Origin of the sequence: Methylobacterium sp. J-026 (assembly GCF_022829585.1) — a bacterium.
GTDB lineage: Bacteria > Pseudomonadota > Alphaproteobacteria > Rhizobiales > Beijerinckiaceae > Methylobacterium.
Window position 1 is genome coordinate 13,010 of record NZ_JAKSYC010000162.1, and the last position, 15,488, is coordinate 28,497.

Below are 15,488 nucleotides of genomic sequence, written 5' to 3' on the forward strand. Positions count from 1 at the left end.
ATCCCCGATCTGCAATCGGCACAGATCTGATCTCCGGTGTTCGAAGACAGGCCCCAGCCCACCGGACACTTTAACCAGCCGTTACAAATTATATAGACAGCTTTGCAGTTCTAAAATGAGGAAACCCTCCTCGAATTCAAATAATAAGTAAAACAACGCCTTCATTTTCCGCAGTCAATCGCCCGCGATCTATTTAAAAGCGAACAAAATCGACAGAAAATCTTGTACCCAGAAGAACAAAAACGACGTAAGAGGGCAGCCGTTCCGTCTGGTTCGTAGACATTCGGCAAGCAAGCGACAGCCACCAAGCGGGGGAGCGCACTGTCAAATGGCGATTTTTTCTGATCGGTGGACGGCCTCGAAGCTCGACGCCTTGGACCGGTCTCAGGCCGTGATCGAGTTCGGGGTCGACGGGACGATCCTGACGGCCAACAAGAACTTCTGCGACGCGCTCAACTACCGGATCGAGGAGATCCGCGGCCAGAAGCACGAGCGCCTGGTCGATCCGACCTATCGCGACAGCGCGGCGTATCGGGAGTTCTGGTCGGCGCTGCGGGGCGGCGTGTTCCAGGCGGGCGCGTTCAAGCGTATCGGGAAGGACGGCCGCGAGGTCTGGCTGCAGGCCACCTACAACCCGGTCCTCGGCCGCGGTGGCAAGCCGGTCCGGATCGTCAAGTTCGCCAGCGACGTCACCGAGCAGGTGATACGCACGATCGCCTACGAGGGTCAGATCAACGCCATCAACCGGTCGCAGGCCGTGATCGAGTTCGGGGTCGACGGGACGATCCTCACCGCGAACGACAACTTCCTCACCGTGATGGGCTACCGGCTGGAGGAGATCGTGGGTCACCGCCACAGCCTGTTCATCGAGGCGACCGAGCGCGACGGTGCCGCCTACCGGACCTTCTGGAGCCGTCTGGCCAGCGGCCACTACGAGCTGGCCGAGTTCCGGCGCGTCGCCAAGGACGGGCACATCGTCCACATCCAGGGCTCGTACAATCCGATCTTCGACCGGGACGGACGCCTCCTCAAGATCGTCAAGTTCGCCACCGACGTCACCGCCCTGGCGCAAGACCGCGACCGCCGCGCCGAGTTGCAGGGTGTCATCGCCCGCGACCTGAACGCCATCGCGGAGGCCTCGGCGAACGTCTCGCAGCAGGCCGGACAGGCGGCAGGCGCCGCGACGGAGGTCGGCAGCGAGATCCAGGCGGTCGCGTCCGGGGCCGAGCAGCTCGCCACCTCGGTCACCGAGATCAGCAGCCAGGTGGCGCAGGCGTCCGAGATCTCCGGCCGGGCCGTCGATTAGGCCAGGAACACGCAGACGATCATCGGCGGCCTCAGCGCGGCGGCCACGCAGATCGGCGAGGTCCTGGCGCTGATCCAGAGCATCGCGGCGCAGACGAACCTCCTGGCCCTCAACGCCACCATCGAGGCCGCCCGCGCGGGGGATGCGGGACGGGGCTTCGCGGTGGTCGCCGCGGAGGTCAAGGCCCTGGCCGACCAGACGGCCCGGGCGACCGAGCAGATCGGGACCCAGGTCGCCGGGACCCAGGAGGCCACCCGGGAGGCCGTGACGGCGATCGGCACGATCCAGGCCACGATCGTGCGGCTGAACGCGGTCGCGGGGGCGATTTCATCGGCCGTCGAGGAGCAATCCGCGGTCACGCGCGCGATGTCGGCGAACATGCAGACGGCCGCGCAGGGGGTCGGCGCGATCGCCAGCGGCCTCGGCGCCATCGCCCATTCGGCCCGGGAGGCGGACCAGGCCACGCAGAAGCTGCGCACCGCCGCCCAGAGCCTGGCGTAACCGGACGCGCGGGCGCGGCGCACCGTTGACGGACCCGCGCCCCGCGCCGACAAGGGCGCGGGATTCCGGGCGCGGCCAAGGCCGGGCCGCGGTCCGGACCGGCGGGACGCGCCATGTGCAATCTCTACAGCCTGCGCACCGGACCGGCGGCGCTGCGCCGCGCCCTCGGAATCGCGCAGGACCGCACCGGTAACCTGCCGCCGCTGCCGGCGATCTTCCCCGACCAGATGGCGCCGGTCGTCCGGACCGGCGAGGCCGGACGGACCCTCGCGATGCTGCGCTGGGGCATGCCCGGTCCGAAGGCGTTCGGCGAGCCCCTGGTCACCAACGTCCGCAACGTCGGGAGCCCGCATTGGCGGCCCTGGCTGGGGGTCGGCCATCGCTGCCTCGTGCCGGCCACCGCCTTCAGCGAATATGCCGACACCAAGCCGCGTAAGACGCCGGTCTGGTTCGCCCTCGGGGCGGACCGGCCGCTCTTCGCCTTCGCGGGGATCTGGCGGCCCTGGACCGGCATCCGGGGGACGAAGCGCGAGAACCCGGACCGGGTCGAGGCGGAGCACACGCTGTTCGCCTTCCTGACCACGGAGGCCAACGGCGTCGTCGGACCGGTTCATCCCAAGGCGATGCCGGTCCTGCTCACGACACCGGAGGAATGGGCGACCTGGCTCGAAGCGCCGGCCGCGGAGGCGCTCCGCCTGCAGCGCCCGCTGCCGGATCCGGAGTTGCACGAGGTGTCCCGGGGGGCGCGGTCGGACGGGCCTGACCCGGAGGCGGAGGACGCGCCCTGAACCGCGGTCGGCCCGGCCCTCACCCGCCCGCACGGCCCGTCGCGGCCGCGGCCGTCACTGAACCGGGTCGCCGTGCCGTCCCTGCAGCAGGCGGATGGCCTCGCCCAGCACCGTGTGGAGGTCCGCCGCGCCCTGTGGACTGAGGGGCAGGCCGACCCGCTGGCCGTGGATCGTGTCGAGCACGACCACGGCGAGATCCTCGCCGATCAGCAGGTTGGGCTGGGGCAGGCAGAGCGGCAGGACGAAATCGCCCTCCACCTCGCCGAGGATGTCCACCGCGTCGGCGGGGCGGAAGGGCGGCTTCGTCTCGGTCATAGCGGCTCCCCTCCGCGATCCCGCTCCGGCAGGCGCAGCGACCGGACCGTGAGCCTGTCGATCTCCAGCGACCCGACCTCCAGGGCGCCGATCCGGGCGCGGCCCACGGAGAGACGGCCGATGGCGAAGGCCCCGAGCGCCACCGCGCCGAAGGCCACCACCCCGAGGGCCAGCGCGCCGATCGCCGAGGCGCCCACCGCCCCGGCCCCGACGGCGCCGGCGCCGAGCACCGCCGCATCGCGGGCGAGCGGGGCGCCCGGCTGCCCGCTCGTCGTCTCAAGCACCCTCGATGCGCGCATGTGCGACCCTCTCACGGCCGGTGGGAGACCCCGTATACCCGACGTTAACCGGGTTTTCACGTTAACCGGACGACGGTGAAGCCCGATCCCGGCCGGCCCGGACCGCCCATCCATCCGCCCGAGAGGACGCCGCCGTGTCGCACCTGTTCCCGGCCATCGCGATCTTCGCCTTCGGTTGCCTGCTGATCCACGTGGGGCGCGCCTATGCCCGCGCCACCACTCTGATGCTCTCGGCCACCGCGCTCATGCTGAGCGTGGCCCTGGGCACCGTGGTCTGCCAGCGGATCGGCGTTCCGGGCGGCCGGGCCATGCCGTCCCTGGCGGCCGCCATGGGTCCCAGTCAGTAGAGCCACGTCTGGTAGGCCTCGGCGATCGACGCCTCGGCATCCGCGACCTCCGCGGCCGCCGTCTGCTCGGCGAGGATGCGGCCGAGACTCGGGAAGGTGCTGCGCGCGACGTGGCGCGCCGGATCCCACAGGCCGGCGCGGATCATCGCCTTGCCGCAGTGGAAGAACGCCTCCCGCACCTGCACCACGAGTCCCGCCGCCGGGACCTTGCCCTCGGCGGCCAGGGGTTCGAGCAGCGCCGGATCGCGCGTCATCGCGGCGGTGCCGTTCACCCGCAGGGTCTCGTTGATCCCCGGCACCAGGAAGATCAGCCCGAGCCCGGGGCTGTCGAGCAGGTTGACGAACGTGTCGATCCGGTTGTTGCCGCGCCGGTCCGGGATCACCAGGGTGCGCGGGTCCGGGACGGCCGCGAAGCCCGGCGCGTCGCCCCGGGGGCTGGCATCGACGTTGCCCGCGGCGTCGGCGCTCGCCACCACCACGAACGGCGACAGGGCGATGAACCGCCGGGCGTAGGCGTCGAGATGGTCGAGCACCTTGCGGGCCGCCAGGGGCCCGACGTCGCCGAACTGCGCGCGTAGTTCGGTTGCATCGGAGGTCGCGGAGGGATCGGGCGTTTCGGCGTCCATGGGTACCTCGTCGCCCCCCCGACTCGCCCGGCAGGGGCGGCCGCGTCAAGGGCGATCAGGGCCAGACCCGGATCGCCACCGGGCGGCGCAGCAGGTCCCGGTCGGAGGTGATCGTGCAGCCCTCGGTCCGCAGGCTGGCATAGGTCAGGAGCGCCGAGTCGCCGACATCGTCGAAATTGCGCCCCCGCGCATCCGGGTCGAGGAGCGACGGGTAGGCGATCAGCGGCCCCGTCGCCGTGCAGGGATCGTCGTAGAGGGTCGCGCCCGCGACGAGCAGGCGCGGGCTGTCCCAGGCGATCAGGTCGCGGGAGCTGGTCCAGTAGAAGCCGGAGCGCGCGAAACCTTCGCCGGCCTTGGCCATGAAGACCGCGATCCAGGCGCCGCTGGCCCGGTGGCGGACCACCGCCCCGACCGGGCCCGGGAACGGCCCCACCGGCCGGCAGGTGGCGGGCCTGGGCGCCGGCGCCCGGTAGGGATCCGGGAAGGCGGCGGTGAAGCCGGTGCCGGTCCAGGCGCGCCAGCGGGTCGGGTCGGCGGGATCGTCGCTGCGGAACAGGCAGACGCCCGCCTCCTGGTCGCTGCCGGGGCGGGTCCAGCCCGTGGTCGAGGCCATGACATAGCGCCAGCGCCCGTCCGCGACGATGTTCGAGGGGTTGAAGAAGCCCCGGTGCCGCCCCTGGTCGACCTCCTGCCGGAACGGGGCGCCGGCCACCACCACCGGCGGGCTCTGCCGCGTGAAGCTGCGCCCGCCATCGGTCGAGGCGGCGGCGGTGATCGTGTTGTACCAGCAGGCCATGTAGGAACCGGCCGGGCAGCGGCCGGGATGCTCGTTAGCCTGGTATTCGTGGTGCAGGAGCGCGGCGACGCGGGTGCCATCCTCGGTCCAGGTCGCGGTGATCCAGGACCGGTCGTCATAGACCGCCGGATCGGACTTCTCGCCCGAATCGAGCACCACTGTGCAGTCGATCGTGAGATGGCCGAGATCCGGGCCCCGGAGCGCCCGGTTGCGGTAGTGCAGGCCGTAGAGCGCCACCGCGCCGGACGCATCGCGAAAGGCGCGCGCCGGCGCATCCGGGACATCGGCCCCGTCGCAGGCGTCGCGCCCGGCCTTGAAGACCGGCGACGGCGGCCCGACCAGCGTCAGGGCGGACAGGGGGGGCTCGGAGGCGGCCCGGGCCGCCGGGGACAAGAGCAGGGGGACCACCAGGAGCGTCGCGGCGCGCAGGCCGGGACGCAGCCGGCTCCCTCCCCTCTCTGCGGGGGCGGGTGGGCCGGCCGTCAGGCCGGGTCGGGGGAGGGGAGCGCGGGTGCCGGAGCGGTCGCCCCGAGAGTTCAAAATGGCAGCGTCGCGCGGCCCCTCTTGCGGGACTTCGTCCCGCCCCGCCCGGCTTCCGAGGGTCCCCTCCCCCGCCGGAGGGGGCGGGAGAAGCGGCGTCGCCGTGAGCACCCGCCTGGTCAACCGATACGCCCAGCCCATGGCGGTCATCCGGGTGCGTCCCGGCCGCGCCTGGACAAAGCGCCCGAGATTCGCTTGAGAACCGTTACAGAGTGCTTGCCGTCCGGCCGCCGTCCGAAAGTTCCTCATGCTTCTCCTGATCCTCGGGCTCGTGCTGTTCCTCGGCACGCACGCCTTCTCGATGGCCCGCCACCGGCGCGCCGCGATCGTGGGCCAGATCGGCGAGAACCGGTACAAGCTCGGCTACACCGCCCTGTCGCTGCTGGGGCTGGTGCTGGTCGGGATCGGCTTCCACGATTACCGGCTCGCCGGCTACATTCCGGTCTGGGACCCGCCGGTCTGGACGCGCCACCTGGCCCTGACCCTCGTCTGGCTCGCCTTCATCTGCCTCGCCGCCGCGTATCTGCCGGGCCATATCCGGGCGAAGGCCAAGCACCCGATGCTCCTCGCCGTGAAGATCTGGGCGACCGCGCATCTCCTCGCCAACGGCGACCTCGGCTCGATGCTCCTGTTCGGCGGCTTCCTGGCCTGGGCGGTGGCGGCCCGGATCAGCGCCAAGCGCCGGGCGCTGGCCCCCGGGGCGGTGGTGGCCCAGCACGGCGGCGCCGTCGCGGCCCCGATGGGCTGGCGCAACGACATCCTCGCCCTGGTGATCGGCACGGCCGCCTGGTTCGTCTTCGCCCGCTACCTGCACTACCCGCTGATCGGCGTTTCGGTCTGGCCGGGGACCGCCTGAGACGCGCCCTGTCGCCATCGCGGCCCCCGTGTGTTAGGCGCGGGGCCCGATCGAGGTACGAGGTGGCCCGCTGAAATCATGCGGGCCGGGACATGATGGCCGAGAACAACGAGTTCCTCCGCGAGGTCGACGAGGATTACCGCCGCGACCGGATCCTCCAGATCTGGAAGCGCTACAGCGGCGTGATCATCGCGCTCGCCGTGCTCGTGGTGGCGGGCGTCGCCGGCTGGCGCTACTGGCAGAATCAGCAGCGCGTGGCCGCCGAGACCGCCTCGGTGCAGTTCGACGACGCCAACCGCCTGGCCCGGGACGGCAAGGTCACCGACGCCGACAAGGCCTTCGACGCCCTGGAGGCGCAGGGCCCTGCGGGCTACCGCCTCCTCGCCCGGTTCCGCGCGGCGGCCGAGACCAGCAAGCGGGACCCGGCGGCGGGGGCCGCCGAATTCGACACGCTCGCCGGCGATACCGGCCTCGGCGACGGCCTGCGCGACCTCGCGCGCCTGCGCGCCGCGCTGCTGCGCCTCGACGGGCCGAACCCGGATCCGGCGCTCGCCAACCTGCAGGGCTTGGCCGCCGGCACCCCGTTCCGCCACACCGCCCGCGAGATGCTGGGCCTCGCCGCCCTCAAGAAGGGCGACTACGAGGAGGCCGGGCGCTGGTTCGACCAGATCGTGGCCGATCCCGACACCCCCCGGAACCTGCGCGAGCGCATCGAGGTCTACGCGGCGATCGTCGCGGGCGGCCCCGTCACGGTGACCGAGGCCAAGCCCGAACCCGCCGCCCCGCCCCCGCCGATCACACGCTGATTCGCTTCGGACTTCGAGACACACCATGGACATGCCGACCGTCGCGATCGTCGGGAGGCCGAACGTCGGCAAGTCGACCCTGTTCAACCGCCTCGTGGGCAAGAAGCTCGCGCTGGTCGACGACCGCCCGGGCGTGACCCGCGACCGGCGCGAGGGCGACGTGACCTTCGGCGGCCTCCGGTTCCGGGTGATCGACACCGCCGGCCTGGAGGAGTCGGACGCCGCGACCCTCATGGGCCGGATGCGGATGCAGACCGAGGCGGCGATCCTCGCCGCCGACGTGGTGCTGTTCGTCATCGACGCCCGCGCCGGGGTGCTGCCGGCCGACCAGCCCTTCGCCGAGCAGGTGCGCCGCGCCGGCTGCCCGGTCATCCTGATCGCCAACAAGGCCGAGGGCGGCACCGGGCTCGCCGGGGCCTACGAGGCCTTCACCCTCGGGCTCGGCGATCCGATCCCGTTCTCGGCCGAGCATGGCGAGGGCCTGGGCGAGCTGCACGAGGCGCTGAAGGGCGCCCTGCCCCAGACCGACGACGAGGACGACGCCGACGCGGACGCGCCCGGCGGCCGCGCCCTGAAGGTCGCCATCGTGGGCCGGCCGAATGCCGGCAAGTCCACCCTGATCAACCGCATGCTCGGCGAGGATCGGCTGCTGGTCGGCCCCGAGGCCGGCATCACCCGCGATTCGATCTCGCTGGACTGGGAATGGCGCGGGCGCCGGATCAAGCTGCACGACACCGCCGGCATGCGCCGCCGCGCCCGGATCGACGACAAGCTGGAGAAACTCGCGGTCTCGGACGGGTTGCGCGCCGTGCGCTTCGCCGAGGTGGTGGTGGTGCTGCTCGACGCCACGATCCCGTTCGAGAAGCAGGATCTGACCATCGTCGACCTCGTGGAGAGCGAGGGCCGCTCCCTCGTGATCGGCCTCAACAAGTGGGACCTCGTCGCCGACCAGCCGGGCCTGCTCAAGCAGCTGCGCGAGGATTGCACCCGGCTGCTGCCCCAGGTGCGTGGCGTCGCGGTGGTGCCGCTCTCGGGGCTGGCCGGCGACGGCGTCGACAAGCTGATGCAGGCGGTGGTCCAGGCGGCGGAAGTCTGGGACAAGCGGATCTCGACCTCGCGCATCAACGACTGGCTGAACGAGGCGACCTCGCGCAACCCGCCCCCGGCGGTGTCGGGCCGGCGGATCAAGATCCGCTACGCCACCCAGGTGAAGAGCCGGCCGCCGCATTTCGCCCTGTTCGGCAACCAGCTCAATGCCCTGCCGAAATCCTACACCCGCTATCTGGTCAACGGCCTGCGCGAGGCCTTCGAGCTGCCGGGCACGCCGATCCGGCTGAGCTTGCGAACCTCGCAGAACCCGTTCGACAAGGGCTGACGGCGGCCGACCGGCAGGATCCCCGGCAGGTCCGCATCAACGTCAGCGGGCCGCTTCGGCGATCCAGTCCACGGCCGCCGCGAGGGCGGCGCGCTCGTCCTTCCCGTCTGTGAGCGCCGCCTCGTAGGCCGCGACCTGACCGTCCGCGCTGGTGCCGTCCGCGACGATCGCCCGGGCGCGGGCGACATCCGCGGTGCAGCCGAGCGCCGTGGCGTCCTCCGCCACCAGGGCGAGCAGAGCCTCCAGGGCCTCGGGGAACGGCACCGCTTCCGCTGTTGCCTCATCGATCAGGCTCGCGCGCACGCCGCTGTGCTGGGCCCGCCACAGGTTCTCGGAGGCCAGCGCCCGCGAGACGCTGGTCAGGCCGGCATTGAGTTCCGGCCGGCGCACGCACAGGCGCACGAGGCAGCGGTACAGAGCGGCGACGCACAGGCAATCGTCGAGGCGGGTGCAGGCATCGGCGATGCGCAGTTCCAGGGTCGGGAACTTGATCGACGGCCGCAGGGACCACCACAGAAAGCTCGCATCGGCGATGGCACCCGAGCGGGTCATGATATCCACGAACCGCGCGTGGGCGGCCGCGTCGGCGAAGAGCTCGGGCAGGCCGGTGCGGGGCAACTCCCCGAACACGCTGAGCCGGTAGGCCATCAGCCCGGTCGCCTCCCCCTGCCAGAACGGCGAGGAGGCCGACAGCGCCAGCAGCAGCGGCTGGAACGGCAGCAGCCGGTTCATCAGGTCGACCCGCGCGTCGGGGTCGGGCACCTCGACATGGACGTGCATGCCGCAGATCAGCGCCCGACGGGCCGCGATACCGACATCCGACAGGATTCCCTGATAGCGCGCGCCGTCCGTGGCGGTCTGGCGCGACCAGCGGGCGAGCGGGTGGGTGCCGCAGGCGATCAGGCTGAGGCCGTTCTCCGCCGCGATGCCGGCGAGTTGCGCCCGCTGCCCGCCCAGGTTTTCTCGCGCGGCCTGCGCATCGTCGAGGGGCGGCGTGCAGAGCTCGACCTGGGCGGCGACCAGCTCGCGCCCGGTCTCGGGCAGTTCCGCCTTCACCCGGGCGTGGAAGCCGGCCAGATCGCCCCGGGGCGTGCCGCGGGTCTCGGCATCGGCGAGGAAGTACTCCTCCTCGATGCCGAAGCGGTAGCTATGGGCGCTCATCTGCGTCTCCGGCCGGCCATCGCACCCACATAGCAGCCGCAGGATTGGTTTCGACGGTGGCGCGACGACCTATCCGGCGACGACCGGAAGGCCGAGGGTGCGCGCGACGGCAGCCATCTTGTCGTCGAACGTCGCCAACGTTGCGGAGACGCGCCGGCACAGGGCGATGTTGAGGGCATTGGGCGTCCGAAGCGTGATGTCGAGGCGGCGCAGGAAGCTTGCAGCGGCCGCTACATCCGTCGGGTCGAGGTCGACACGCTCGGCAACCGTGTCGCTCCAGCCGTCGAGATCCGCGAAGGCCCTCCGTGCACGTTCGGCAGCGATCTCGCTCGTTCGCACCCGACGGCCGAGGGCGGACGCGAATTCCGCCGCCGCGAAGTTACTGACCACGGGGATGGGCGCCAAGGCCCGGAAGAGCGCGTCGGCGCGTGCCGTCAGCGGGTCGTCCGTCAGCAGGGCGACCAAGACACCGGCGTCGAGGTCGGCCCTCACCACTCGTCGTCGCGAAGGGTGCAGACCAGCTGCCCGGCATCCTGCACGGGTGCCCGCATCGGCACGCGCCGCAGGGCGAGCCAATCCAGGTCTTCGGCGGTGATCGGACGTCCGGCCCGACGGATCGAGTTCAGCGTCGCCACCGGATGCCCGTCGCGCGTGATCACGACGCCCTCGCCCGCGAGCGCGCGGTCGATCAGGTCCGTGAGGTTTCGCTCCGCATCCTGGACGCTGTGCTCGCTCATACCCGATGATAGGAAGCGCGCCGGTGCCCTGGCCAGCGATTCAGGCCGCCCGCAGCGCCCCGCCCACCAGCCAGGCCGGGTCGAACCAGCGGTCGGCCTCGCCGTCGTAGGGCAGGCGGGTGATGTCCCAGTTCTGGATGTACTTGGCGTAGACGTTCCACACCGCAATGCCGCCGCCGACGAAGATCCGCCGGCCCGGGTAGCGCGTGAGCACCGCTTCCGGATCCTCGTGGCTGCGGATCACGTCGATGGTGCGGTCCTTGAAGGCGAAGTCCGGGACCGAGGCCACGGTCTTCGGCCCGGCGATCAGCACGTGGCCCATGGTCAGTGCGAAGAAGCGCGTCACGTCCTCCACGAACAGCGGGTCGGTGTTGCCCTCCCAGGGCAGATGCCCGTTCAGGCCGAGCTGGCCGCGCAGGCCGATCGCACAGATGCAGCGGACGTCGATCATATGTTTGGTCCGGTTCGCCAAGCCAGCGCACCACGCGGATCCCACCCATCCCCTCATCCTGAGGTGCTGCGCAGCAGCCTCGAAGGAGGGCTCCAGAGATCGCGCGCCACCTGGAGGGCTCCTTCGAGGCCCGCTGGCGCGGGCACCTCAGGATGAGGGTGTTGGGTGGGATCAGGTGTTGCGCAACAACAGGTCAGGTCATTCGGGCGCGCGGAACTGCAGCACCCGGTCGGTGGGGAAATCGTAGAGCTTGCCGGTCTCGGTCCAGTCCGGCGCGGCCAGCCGCACGAAGTGGGGGGCGAGGTCCTCGGGCGTCTTGAGCGTCTCGGGATCCTCGCCCGGCATGGCCGAGCGGCGCATGCCGGTGCGCAGCGGCCCCGGGTTGAGCAGCATCGCCCGGATGGTGGTGCTCTCGTTCTCGGCCGCATAGGTGCGCACCAGCGCCTCCAGCGCGGCCTTCGAGACCGAATAGGGCCCCCAATAGGCCCGGCATTTCGAGGCCGCCCCCGAGGAGACGAAGATCGCCCGGCCGGCATCGGACATGCGCAGCAGCGGGTCCAGCGAGCGGATCAGGCGCCAGTTGGCGGTGACGTTCACGTCCATCACCTGGCCCCAGACCTTCGGGGTGATGTGGCCGATCGGCATGAGCGCGCCGAGGATGCCGGCATTGCCGACCAGGATGTCGAGGCGCTTCCAGCGCTCGTTGATCGCCGCGCCGAGGCGGTCGATCGCCTCGTAATCGGCGAGGTCGAAGGGCACCAGCGTGGCGCTGGAGCCGGCCGCCCGGACGGCGTCGTCCAGTTCCTCCAGGGCGCCGACCGTGCGGGCCACCGCGATCACGTGGGCGCCGGCCCCGGCGAGCGCCAGGGCGGCGGCGCGCCCGATGCCGCGGGATGCGCCGGTGACGACCGCGACGCGGCCTTCGAGCTTTCTCTGAGGATCAGCCATGCCGTGGACCTAGCGCATTTCAGCGCCAGGAGGACCGAAAAATTCCGGTTTCGAAAGGTCCGTGACCTTTTGCGGGGGCGGGGTGGGACCCTGCAAAGACCCAGGGGCTCCGCCCCTGCACCCCGCCAAAGGGCTTGCCCTTTGGGAACCCCGTCTCGCGAGGTCAGTCCGCCTCGGCCAGCATGGCGAAGCGCTTCGGGCCGGCAATGGAGAGATCGGTCAGGCCGGTCGGGTAGTCGCCCGTGAAGCAATGGTCGGTGTATTGCGGGCAGGCCGAATCCCGCGCCTCCTCGCCCATCGCCCGGTAGAGGCCGGGGATCGACAGGAAGGCCAGCGAATCCGCGCCGATATACCTGCGCATGCCCTCGAGGTCGTGGGTCGCGGCGAGCAGCTTTTCCCGCTCGGGCGTGTCGATCCCGTAGAAGTCCGGATAGGTGATCGGCGGCGAGGCAATCCGGAAATGCACCTCGGCGGCGCCGGCCTCGCGCATCATCCGGACGATCTTCACCGAGGTGGTGCCGCGCACGAGGCTGTCGTCGACCAGCACGATGCTCTTGCCTTCGATCGCCGCGCGGTTGGCCGAGTGCTTCATCCGCACGCCGAGTTCGCGCACCGACTGGGTCGGCTGGATGAAGGTCCGGCCGACATAGTGGTTGCGGATGATCCCCATCTCGAACGGGATGCCGGTCTCCTGGGCGAAGCCCAGCGCCGCGGGGACACCGGAATCGGGCACCGGCACGACGATGTCGGCGGCCACCGCAGCCTCGCGGGCGAGTTCCCGGCCGATCGCCTTGCGCACCGCGTAGACGCTCTTGCCGTTCACCACCGAATCCGGCCGGGCGAAATAGATGTACTCGAAGATGCACGGCCGCATCGGCATCGCGTCGGCGAAGCGGATCGACTCGACGCCGTCCTCGGAGATCACCACGACCTCGCCGTTCTCGACGTCGCGGATGTAGCGGGCGCCGATGATGTCCAGCGCGCAGGTCTCGGAGGCCAGCAGGTAGCGGCCGTCGAGCTCGCCCAGCACCAGCGGGCGGATGCCCAGCGGGTCGCGGGCGCCGATCAGCTTCTTGTTGGTGAGCGCCACGATGGCGTAGGCGCCCTGGATCGCCTGCAGGGCGTCGATGAAGCGCTCGACGATCCGCGGCTTCCGGGAGCGGGCCGCGAGGTGGAGGATCACCTCGGTGTCGGAGGTCGACTGGGTGATCGCGCCGTCGCGCACGAGGTCCCGGCGGATCGACAGGGCGTTGGTGAGATTGCCGTTATGGGCGACCGCGAGGCCGCCGCTGGCGAGTTCGGCGAAGAGCGGCTGGACGTTGCGCAGGATCGTCCCGCCGGTGGTCGAGTAGCGCACGTGCCCGATGGCGGCGCGGCCCTTGAGGCGGGCGATGGTCTCGCCGTCCGAGAACGAGTCACCCACGAGGCCCGGGCGCCGCTCGGAATGGAACACCGAACCGTCGAAGGAGACGATGCCGGCCGCCTCCTGACCCCGGTGCTGCAGGGCGTGCAGGCCCAGAGCCACGATGGCCGAGGCCTCCGGATGGCCGAAGATGCCGAAGACGCCGCACTCCTCGCGGAGCGTATCGCCGTCGAGATCGAAATCGGCCTGCGGGTTGGCGGCGTGTGACATGCTGCGGTCGATCCCTCACGGGTCCCGGCGGCGACGGGCCGGCGCGCCGGTCGCCGCGGATGCAATCCGTTCGTCACCGGACCCGCTATCTAGGCGTTCCACGCGCCGCAGCCTACGGCGAATACCGCAGATCAGCGTCGCGTCGGGGCCGGTGCGGTCTCGGTCCGGCGCTGGGGCACCGGGTCGGTCTCGGCGGGGGCGTCGGCGGCCTCGTTGGGCGGGGTGACGACCTTGGGCTTCTTGAACTGCTTCAGGAAGCCTTCCGGATTCTCGGGGAGCTGCGCCACCAGGGCGTCGCCGGATTTCTCCAGCATCGGGCGCGAACGCGCCTGCGCGGCCCAGTCGGGCACCTTGCCCTGCACCAGCCAGGACAGGAACACCCAGCCGATCACGCAGATCAGGAAGCCGCGCGCCGCCCCGAACAGGAAGCCGAGCGAGCGGTCGACCGCGCCGATGCGCGAATCCAGGACCACGTCCGAGATCTTCACCGTGATGATCGACACCACGATCAAGGTCCCCAGGAAGATCGCCGCGATGGAAGCGACGAGCGCCACGGTGTCGCTGCTCACGTGCTGCTTCACCGTGGGAAGCAGCATCGGATAGAGCGTCCAGGCGACGGCGGCGGCCGCCACCCAGGCGACGATCGCCAGCACCTCGCGGGTGACACCACGCACGGCCGCGAGCAGCGCGGAGACCGCGACGATGCCGAGCACGACGAGATCCAGGACGGTAAACGGCATCGTTGAGCTTTTTCGTACCCGCGGGGATGCCATGCCGGCCATGCGGCTCCCCCGGACCGCGGTCGATTTATACCAAGCCGGACCTCGGCCGTCACCCTAGGGGGGTCGACCGGGCAGCCTCTGTGCCACGAATGCATCAATTGTCGTTGCAGCAAAGTGTGTGCAACGCTGGCGTGCCGGGCGCGACGACGGCATTTTGACGATCACTGCGTCAGCCGCGGCCAGCCGCGATCGTTCGATCGCTGACTGGAAGATGGCTGTGCGATGCTTCCATCATCAGCCGTCAAAGGATCTATCCGCTCCGATGAGCATATCACGACCGTTCTTGGGTACCGGAAAGCCGTACCCGTCACCGGATTTCTCCCATCGCAAGTCGCCAGACAGGTGATAGGGACTGACATACAGCTCCATACCTATCTTTTGGAGGGCTAGGTAAAGCGCCTGAACGGCGTCAACGCCAGCAGCAAAGCTTTCCCTTGCTTGGCTTGGCCATTCGATCCTATATCGACACGTCCACATCCCATCTTGCAATTCGGGAGCATGAATAGAGACATCGATGCGCTTCTCGCCCCCCGAAGACATCGACGTCAGATTTCTGATTGCGATGATCATGCTTGGCGCCTCAGAAATTTAGTGGTGGAATCGGATGGCCGCGCTCGCAGGCAACAAGCCGGACCATTGCCTGAGCGTAGCAAGTGCGTAGTCCTGTAAATTTACAAACAATTAAATCGCGGCGGTATTGTTCGTCGCAATCTTCTTGAGAAGCGGCGAGCGCAAGCGGTAGATTTGTCTGGACATTTTGATTCTGCGGCTGTGAGACCGCATCAGTAACGTTGCCATCTGTCCACCGCCCGGCGCCCGTCTGCCCAGCAGGCACGCGCGGCTGATTCGGATTATATTCCTTAAATAAAACTGTGTCTTTGATGACGGCCATTCTCAATTCCAGCAATCAAAGCTCTATTCGTCTGCTGGCAATTTCTGATCTGATTTTGAGACCGTTTTTCATATCCCGCCCCCAAAAAACAAGACGGTCATATAGAATTATATTCCTATTGTCAAGCGCTCGGTTCGTTGGAGACTGAGCGAGCAACGTTCGATGCCGTCACCAAAGTCAGTGAGATTACAGGCAAAGTATCAGCGCCAGGACCAGGCGCCGGTATTGGAGTATCCACTGTCTAACCGCCCGCAAATTTCTCCACTGACTTCCAACTCTTCGCTCCCCGCCCCAGATTGAAGTCCATCCGAGATCCAGGACGGCACGTG

Annotated in this window: 18 protein-coding genes and 1 pseudogene; 6 read left to right on the plus strand and 13 right to left on the minus strand. The window is 69.7% G+C overall.

Annotated features, from left to right (window positions below; translation table 11 throughout):
- Window positions 1-328 precede the first annotated feature (328 nt).
- Window positions 329-1,807 (plus strand): annotated as a pseudogene (locus tag MKK69_RS15220) (PAS domain-containing protein).
- Window positions 1,808-1,920: 113 nt separating this feature from the next.
- On the plus strand, window positions 1,921-2,595 hold the full coding sequence (locus tag MKK69_RS15230; RefSeq protein ID WP_243969062.1) for an SOS response-associated peptidase: 675 nt from the start codon (window positions 1,921-1,923) through the stop codon (window positions 2,593-2,595).
- Window positions 2,596-2,649: 54 nt separating this feature from the next.
- On the opposite strand, the gene MKK69_RS15235 is transcribed toward MKK69_RS15230, so the two are convergent.
- Both MKK69_RS15235 and MKK69_RS15240 read right to left on the minus strand, forming a co-directional pair.
- Complete coding sequence (locus MKK69_RS15235) at window positions 2,650-2,910, minus strand: hypothetical protein (protein ID WP_243969064.1); 261 nt, start codon at window positions 2,908-2,910, stop codon at window positions 2,650-2,652.
- Window positions 2,907-3,209, minus strand: a complete 303-nt coding sequence (locus MKK69_RS15240) for a hypothetical protein (RefSeq protein WP_243969066.1) — start codon at window positions 3,207-3,209, stop codon at window positions 2,907-2,909. The genes MKK69_RS15235 and MKK69_RS15240 overlap by 4 nt, the downstream gene beginning before the upstream one ends.
- Window positions 3,210-3,343: 134 nt before the next feature.
- Here MKK69_RS15240 and MKK69_RS15245 point away from each other — a divergent pair, with 134 nt between their 5' ends.
- Window positions 3,344-3,556, plus strand: coding sequence for a hypothetical protein (locus MKK69_RS15245; RefSeq protein ID WP_243969068.1), 213 nt, complete (start codon window positions 3,344-3,346; stop codon window positions 3,554-3,556).
- Here the strand turns inward: MKK69_RS15245 and MKK69_RS15250 are convergent.
- Window positions 3,550-4,182: a pyridoxamine 5'-phosphate oxidase family protein gene (locus MKK69_RS15250; protein WP_243969070.1), complete on the minus strand. Its 633-nt coding sequence runs from the start codon at window positions 4,180-4,182 to the stop codon at window positions 3,550-3,552. The genes MKK69_RS15245 and MKK69_RS15250 overlap by 7 nt on opposite strands.
- Before the next feature lie 55 nt (window positions 4,183-4,237).
- On the minus strand, window positions 4,238-5,419 hold the full coding sequence (locus MKK69_RS15255) for a hypothetical protein (protein ID WP_409564819.1): 1,182 nt from the start codon (window positions 5,417-5,419) through the stop codon (window positions 4,238-4,240).
- Between the two features lie 346 nt (window positions 5,420-5,765).
- On the opposite strand from MKK69_RS15255, the gene MKK69_RS15260 reads away from it, so the two are divergent.
- The 3 genes from MKK69_RS15260 (at window position 5,766) to der (ending at window position 8,555) form a co-directional block, all read left to right on the plus strand.
- Window positions 5,766-6,374, plus strand: coding sequence for an NnrU family protein (locus tag MKK69_RS15260; protein WP_243969072.1), 609 nt, complete (start codon window positions 5,766-5,768; stop codon window positions 6,372-6,374).
- A gap of 95 nt (window positions 6,375-6,469) precedes the next feature.
- The gene (locus MKK69_RS15265; protein WP_243969097.1) at window positions 6,470-7,180 is read left to right on the plus strand and encodes a tetratricopeptide repeat protein; all 711 of its coding nucleotides are present in this window, start codon (window positions 6,470-6,472) and stop codon (window positions 7,178-7,180) included.
- Window positions 7,181-7,205: 25 nt separating this feature from the next.
- A complete protein-coding gene (gene der, locus MKK69_RS15270; RefSeq protein ID WP_243969074.1) occupies window positions 7,206-8,555 on the plus strand; it encodes a ribosome biogenesis GTPase Der in 1,350 nt (449 codons plus the stop codon).
- Window positions 8,556-8,597: 42 nt separating this feature from the next.
- Here der and MKK69_RS15275 read toward each other — a convergent pair whose 3' ends face one another.
- The 9 genes from MKK69_RS15275 to MKK69_RS15315 all read right to left on the minus strand — a co-directional run bounded on the left by MKK69_RS15275 (window position 8,598) and on the right by MKK69_RS15315 (window position 15,159).
- On the minus strand, window positions 8,598-9,716 hold the full coding sequence (locus tag MKK69_RS15275; RefSeq protein ID WP_243969076.1) for a carboxylate-amine ligase: 1,119 nt from the start codon (window positions 9,714-9,716) through the stop codon (window positions 8,598-8,600).
- Window positions 9,717-9,785: 69 nt separating this feature from the next.
- Window positions 9,786-10,211: a type II toxin-antitoxin system VapC family toxin gene (locus tag MKK69_RS15280; protein ID WP_313900860.1), complete on the minus strand. Its 426-nt coding sequence runs from the start codon at window positions 10,209-10,211 to the stop codon at window positions 9,786-9,788.
- Window positions 10,205-10,453 (minus strand): type II toxin-antitoxin system Phd/YefM family antitoxin, encoded by a 249-nt coding sequence (locus MKK69_RS15285; RefSeq protein ID WP_243969080.1) that lies wholly within the window; start codon window positions 10,451-10,453, stop codon window positions 10,205-10,207. The genes MKK69_RS15280 and MKK69_RS15285 overlap by 7 nt, the downstream gene beginning before the upstream one ends.
- 40 nt (window positions 10,454-10,493) lie before the next feature.
- The gene (locus MKK69_RS15290; RefSeq protein ID WP_243969081.1) at window positions 10,494-10,904 is read right to left on the minus strand and encodes a dihydrofolate reductase; all 411 of its coding nucleotides are present in this window, start codon (window positions 10,902-10,904) and stop codon (window positions 10,494-10,496) included.
- Window positions 10,905-11,102: 198 nt separating this feature from the next.
- Entirely contained in the window at window positions 11,103-11,852 is a 750-nt protein-coding gene (locus MKK69_RS15295; protein WP_243969083.1) for an SDR family NAD(P)-dependent oxidoreductase, read from the minus strand.
- 163 nt (window positions 11,853-12,015) lie between these two features.
- On the minus strand, window positions 12,016-13,485 hold the full coding sequence (gene purF, locus MKK69_RS15300) for an amidophosphoribosyltransferase (RefSeq protein WP_243969085.1): 1,470 nt from the start codon (window positions 13,483-13,485) through the stop codon (window positions 12,016-12,018).
- A gap of 131 nt (window positions 13,486-13,616) precedes the next feature.
- Window positions 13,617-14,225, minus strand: coding sequence for a CvpA family protein (locus MKK69_RS15305; RefSeq protein ID WP_243969087.1), 609 nt, complete (start codon window positions 14,223-14,225; stop codon window positions 13,617-13,619).
- 276 nt (window positions 14,226-14,501) lie between these two features.
- Window positions 14,502-14,837 (minus strand): DUF6968 family protein, encoded by a 336-nt coding sequence (locus MKK69_RS15310; protein ID WP_243969089.1) that lies wholly within the window; start codon window positions 14,835-14,837, stop codon window positions 14,502-14,504.
- A 10-nt stretch (window positions 14,838-14,847) separates the two neighbouring features.
- Complete coding sequence (locus MKK69_RS15315; RefSeq protein ID WP_243969091.1) at window positions 14,848-15,159, minus strand: hypothetical protein; 312 nt, start codon at window positions 15,157-15,159, stop codon at window positions 14,848-14,850.
- Window positions 15,160-15,488: the final 329 nt, after the last annotated feature.

Excerpts from the sequence above, each read along its gene's own strand:
- MKK69_RS15310 (WP_243969089.1), bottom strand. The coding sequence starts at position 14,837 with ATGATCATCGCAATCAGAAATCTGACGTCGATGTCTTCGGGGGGCGAG.
- MKK69_RS15240 (WP_243969066.1), bottom strand. The coding sequence starts at position 3,209 with ATGCGCGCATCGAGGGTGCTTGAGACGACGAGCGGGCAGCCGGGCGCC.
- MKK69_RS15260 (WP_243969072.1), top strand. The coding sequence starts at position 5,766 with ATGCTTCTCCTGATCCTCGGGCTCGTGCTGTTCCTCGGCACGCACGCC.
- MKK69_RS15235 (WP_243969064.1), bottom strand. The coding sequence starts at position 2,910 with ATGACCGAGACGAAGCCGCCCTTCCGCCCCGCCGACGCGGTGGACATC.
- MKK69_RS15230 (WP_243969062.1), top strand. The coding sequence starts at position 1,921 with ATGTGCAATCTCTACAGCCTGCGCACCGGACCGGCGGCGCTGCGCCGC.
- MKK69_RS15295 (WP_243969083.1), bottom strand. The coding sequence starts at position 11,852 with ATGGCTGATCCTCAGAGAAAGCTCGAAGGCCGCGTCGCGGTCGTCACC.
- MKK69_RS15265 (WP_243969097.1), top strand. The coding sequence starts at position 6,470 with ATGGCCGAGAACAACGAGTTCCTCCGCGAGGTCGACGAGGATTACCGC.
- MKK69_RS15305 (WP_243969087.1), bottom strand. The coding sequence starts at position 14,225 with ATGCCGTTTACCGTCCTGGATCTCGTCGTGCTCGGCATCGTCGCGGTC.
- der (WP_243969074.1), top strand. The coding sequence starts at position 7,206 with ATGGACATGCCGACCGTCGCGATCGTCGGGAGGCCGAACGTCGGCAAG.
- MKK69_RS15285 (WP_243969080.1), bottom strand. The coding sequence starts at position 10,453 with ATGAGCGAGCACAGCGTCCAGGATGCGGAGCGAAACCTCACGGACCTG.
- MKK69_RS15315 (WP_243969091.1), bottom strand. The coding sequence starts at position 15,159 with ATGGCCGTCATCAAAGACACAGTTTTATTTAAGGAATATAATCCGAAT.
- MKK69_RS15275 (WP_243969076.1), bottom strand. The coding sequence starts at position 9,716 with ATGAGCGCCCATAGCTACCGCTTCGGCATCGAGGAGGAGTACTTCCTC.
- purF (WP_243969085.1), bottom strand. The coding sequence starts at position 13,485 with ATGTCACACGCCGCCAACCCGCAGGCCGATTTCGATCTCGACGGCGAT.
- MKK69_RS15250 (WP_243969070.1), bottom strand. The coding sequence starts at position 4,182 with ATGGACGCCGAAACGCCCGATCCCTCCGCGACCTCCGATGCAACCGAA.
- MKK69_RS15290 (WP_243969081.1), bottom strand. The coding sequence starts at position 10,904 with ATGATCGACGTCCGCTGCATCTGTGCGATCGGCCTGCGCGGCCAGCTC.